Source organism: Streptomyces sp. NPDC059679, assembly GCF_042734105.1.
Taxonomy (GTDB): domain Bacteria; phylum Actinomycetota; class Actinomycetes; order Streptomycetales; family Streptomycetaceae; genus Streptomyces.
Map to the genome: position 1 here is coordinate 1 of NZ_JBHWES010000181.1, position 2,361 is coordinate 2,361.

A 2,361-nucleotide genomic window follows, 5' to 3' on the forward strand; every position below is an offset into this window, starting at 1 on the left:
GGGGGGCCCCGCCCCCCCCCCCCCCCCCGCCGTATGAGGTGGGTCAGGACCGCGGCGGCATCGCCAGCTCGAACCACACGACCTTGCCCGTGCTCAGCCGCGTCGCGCCCCACCGCCGCGCCATCCGGTTGACCAGGTACAGCCCGCGCCCGCCCTCGTCGGACGGCCGGGCCTGGCGCAGCCGCGGCAGCTGCGGCACATCGTCCCCGACCTCGCAGCGCAGTACGTCCGTCCGCAGCAGACGCAGCGTCACCGGCCGCTCCGCGTACCGCACGGCGTTGGTGACCACCTCGCTGACCAGCAGCTCCACCGCGTCCGTCAGATCGTCCAGGTCCCACCGGGCCAGCGCCCGCCGCGCCAGCCGGCGCGCCTGCCCGGCCGTCTGCGCCTTGGGGTCCAGGAACCAGTAGGCGACATCGCTGGGCGCGATCCCCTCGAACCGGGCCGCCAGCAGCGCCACATCGTCGTCCCGGTCGCCCGGGCCGAGCATGTCCAGCACCTCGTCGCACAGCGGCTCCAGCGGCGGCGGGTTGGGGCCGGTGAGCCGGGCGGTCGCCGTCAGGCGCTCGCGCAGCTGCTCGATCCCGGTCCACACATCGCGCATCCGCGACTCGACGAGACCGTCGGTGTAGAGCATCAGGGTGGCGCCCGCGGGCGCGTCCAGCTCGACCGCCTCGAAGTCGACGCCGCCGACCCCGATCGGCGCGCCCGGCGGCACCCGCAGCACCTCCGCACGGCCGCCGCGGTGCAGCAGCAGGGGCGGCGGATGGCCCGCGTTGGCCACCACGATGCGGTGCGCGACCGGGTCGTAGACCGCGTACAGGCAGGTCGCCATGCGGTCCGTGCCCAGCCGCTGGGCCTGCTCGTCGAGGTGGTGCAGCACCTCCTGCGGCGGCAGGTCGAGCCCGGCCAGGGTCTGCGCGGTGGTGCGCAGCTGGCCCATGATCGCGGCCGAGGTCATGGAGTGGCCCATCACATCGCCGACCACCAGCGCGACGCGGTTGCCCGGCAGCGGGATCGCGTCGTACCAGTCGCCGCCGACCCGCGCCGTCTCGGCGGCCGGGAGGTAGCGGCTGGCCAGCCGTACGCCCGTGGGCTGCGGCAGCGAATCGGGCAGCATGGTGCGCTGGAGCTCGTCGGCGATGTACACCTCGCGGCCGTAGAGCACCGCCTTGTCGACGCCGAGCGCGGTGTGCGTGGCCAGCTGGGCGGCGACCAGCAGATCGTCCGGCTCGAACGGCGGCCGGTCCGGGCGGCGTACGAACACGGCGGCGCCGATCACCCGGCGCCGCCCCCGCAGTGGCGCCAGGACCGTGCGCTGGCCCGTGGCCACCGACGTGTGCTCACCGAGCAGTTCGGGCAGCGCGGCCCGGGCGGCCGAGGAGTCGCCGAAGACCGGCCGCACCCCGCGCAGCACCTCGTTCAGCGGACCGCCCGCCTCCACCTCGCACAGCTCGGCCGCCGGGCCGCCGCCCACGGCGGGCGACAGATCCGGCTGCGAGGGCAGCAGCGGCAGCCGGCCGCTCTCGGTGTCCGGGTCCAGCGGGATGCGGTCGGTACGGCGCAGCCGCAGCACGACCGGGCCGACCGGGCGCTCGTCGCCGACCGGCAGCGGGTCGCGCAGATAGACCAGGATCGCGTCGGCGAAGGTCGGCACGGTGGCCCGGCACAGGCCCAGCACGATCTCGTCCAGGTCGATACCGCGCGCGATCCGCCGGGTCGCCGCGCCGACGAACCGCAGCCGGTCCCCGCCACGGTCCCGCGCGGCGGCCGCCTCGGTGGCGATGGTGCTTCCCGGCGGTGGCGCGGCAGGCACCGCGGGCACCCCGCCCTCGGGCGCGCGATAGCCGACCTCGGCCGCGGCCCGGGCGTCGCCCACGTCGGCCGGCGGATGCTCACCCGCGGCCGGGCCGCGCCGGGCGGCTCCCCGGCCGTCACGGCCGCGCCGCCCGCCCGTGCCGTCGCCCCCGGCGGCCGGGGGTTCGGCGCCGAGGCCGGGATCGCCGTCCCGCGCCCCGGGCCGGCGTGCCGCGCCCCTGGCGGCATTGTGGTCCGCGTCCCACACAGGCTCGCCCTCCGGTGTGCCGTGCTCCGGCTGCGCCGGGTGCTCACTTACCGCGTCACTGGCCGGATCGCCGGCCGCCGGGGCCCGGCGGTCCGAGTCCGCCCCGGCCCGCCGCCCCGCCGTACCGCCACCGCGCTGCCCGCCCGCCGCGCTTCCGCCGCGTCGGCCTGCCGTACCGCCACCGCGCTGCCCGGCGGTGCCGCCGCCGCGCTGTCCGCTCGCCGCGCCTGAGCCACGCTGCGCGGCCCCCTGGCCGCGGCTCCGCCGCCGGCCCGTGGCGGGCTGTTCCTCGGGCG

Annotated in this window: 1 protein-coding gene; it reads right to left on the minus strand. The window is 78.1% G+C overall.

The genetic code is table 11. From position 1 onward, the window contains the following. Nucleotides 1-43 precede the first annotated feature (43 nt). Nucleotides 44-2,361, minus strand: a 2,318-nt coding sequence (locus ACFV2X_RS55490) for a SpoIIE family protein phosphatase (RefSeq protein ID WP_385631937.1), incomplete at its 5' end; no start/stop codon positions are given.